This is a genomic window from Streptomyces sp. NPDC001617 (assembly GCF_053596855.1).
On sequence record NZ_JBSFHA010000204.1, the window covers coordinates 1 to 1,752 of the forward strand.

3 protein-coding genes are annotated in these 1,752 nt (G+C 73.6%); 1 reads left to right on the plus strand and 2 read right to left on the minus strand.

Features of this window, described 5'->3' with window-relative positions; translation table 11 throughout:
* Nucleotides 1–130 precede the first annotated feature (130 nt).
* Nucleotides 131–997, plus strand: a complete 867-nt coding sequence (locus ACWC09_RS52570) for a DUF2690 domain-containing protein (protein WP_450859417.1) — start codon at nucleotides 131–133, stop codon at nucleotides 995–997.
* A 76-nt stretch (nucleotides 998–1,073) separates the two neighbouring features.
* Here the strand turns inward: ACWC09_RS52570 and ACWC09_RS52575 are convergent, their stop codons facing one another.
* A complete protein-coding gene (locus ACWC09_RS52575) occupies nucleotides 1,074–1,577 on the minus strand; it encodes a hypothetical protein (RefSeq protein WP_450859418.1) in 504 nt (167 codons plus the stop codon).
* Nucleotides 1,574–1,744, minus strand: a complete 171-nt coding sequence (locus ACWC09_RS52580; protein WP_450859420.1) for an RNA polymerase sigma factor — start codon at nucleotides 1,742–1,744, stop codon at nucleotides 1,574–1,576. The genes ACWC09_RS52575 and ACWC09_RS52580 overlap by 4 nt, the downstream gene beginning before the upstream one ends.
* Nucleotides 1,745–1,752 lie beyond the last annotated feature (8 nt).

The window sequence follows — 1,752 nt, forward strand, 5'->3', positions numbered from 1 at the left end:
CTATCTGGGGGGGGGCCCGCCCGGGGCCCCGCGCCCCCCCGCGCAACCCCACCGCCCCGTCGATCGGCCACTCCTCCCCCAGGTGGCGTAACCGCAGGTCAACTCCCCTTCATATTCCGGTGATCACGGCATGACCGAGCCCCACCGCCGGGAACGCATCAGGGCGGTCACCACGGCACGGCGAGGGAGCGAGATGGAGAGCCACGTGACGGTCAAGGAGCAGCCGCCGCCCGACGCGCCGCAGGACGAAGGGCGGCTTCTGACGGAGCGGCTGCGTGCCCTCAGGCAGCGGACGGGGCTCAGCCTGGCCGCGCTGGCCGCCGTCACCCCGTTCAGCAAGTCGACCTGGCACCGTTATCTGAACGGCGAGCAGTTCCCGCCCCGGGCGGCGGTCGTGGCGCTCGGCCGGCTCGCGGAGGCCGATCCCGGCCCGCTGCTCGCCCTGTGGGACGCCGCGGCCCGGGCACAGACCGACGGGGCGGTCACCGTGAGACAGCCGCCGGTCCCGCCCCCAGCCGAAAGGCCCCGCCGCCTCCGCAGGCCGAGCCGTGCCGTCGTCGCCCTCGCCACCATGGCCGCGACCGTGGCGGTGACCGCCGGCGCCGCGGACGTACTGGACTCCGACCCCGCCGCGGCGACCCGGACGGCCTCCTCCTGTCACGGCGGCGACTGTCAGGGGGAGCTGCCGGCCTCCGAGACCTGCGACCGGGACGCACGCACGGAGAGCAGCGTCACCCGAGCCGCCGAGACCGTGCTGCTGCGGTTCTCCCCGTCCTGCGGCACCGTCTGGTCCGAGCTGCGCACCCGGACCGGCGGCGCGCGGGACATCTGGATCAGGCAGGGCCAGGACGAGCTGTCCGCCCAGTACCCGGGCCACCGGTCGGACGGATACAGCAGCCCGATGCTGGCCGCATCGGACCCACGCGGGGCACAGGCGTGCGCGGAGGTGGCGGGGAAGCCGGCGTGCACCGGCCGGTTCGGCGTTCCGGGCCGCTGAGGCCCACCGCCGACGGCCCGCCTCCGCCCCTTCCGGCAGCGCTACCGGGCAGGGCGGCCGTAGCCCTCGGGCCGGATCAGCCGGCGCAGATGGTGAAGCTGATCGTGTCGCCCTTCTGGGCGGTCTTCGGGACATGCGGGGACAGGCCGATCACCTGGCCCGGCTTGCAGCCCGGGGCGGCCTTCTCGGTGACGGTGCCGAGCTTCTGCTGGTTCTTCTGGAGGTACGCCTTGGCCCCGTCGAGGTCCCAGTGCCCGAAGTCGATCGGGAGGGTCGTGCCGTCGGAGAAGAGCAGCAGCATGGTGGTGGCGTCGTTCTTGGCGGCCGTACCGCTCGCGGCCGGCCGTGCCTTGTGGGTCGTATGGCCGGAGATGGCGGCCAGGGCCGTGCCCCCGCCCGCCACGATGAGCGCGGTGGCCACCGCGGCGATGCCCACCGCCCGCCGGCGGCGGGTACGGCGGACGATCCCCGGCGCGTCGAACTCGGGCGCGTCGGCGGAGTCGGCGTAGTCGTTCATGGCGTTCACCAGTTCCTGTTCGAAAGGTGTGCAGCCGGAAGGCCCTGCGTCGTGCCAACTCATCGGGTTCCTCCCTGTGGCTGGCGTGGTGAAGGGGCGGAGAGTGCGGGGAACTGGCCTCTGAGCTTCTCGATCCCCCGGGTGAGCTGGGAGCGCACCGTCGACGGCGAGATGTCCAGGTCGGCCGCGATCTCGTCGTCCGAGAGGTCGTGGAAGTACCTGAGCACCACGACCGTCC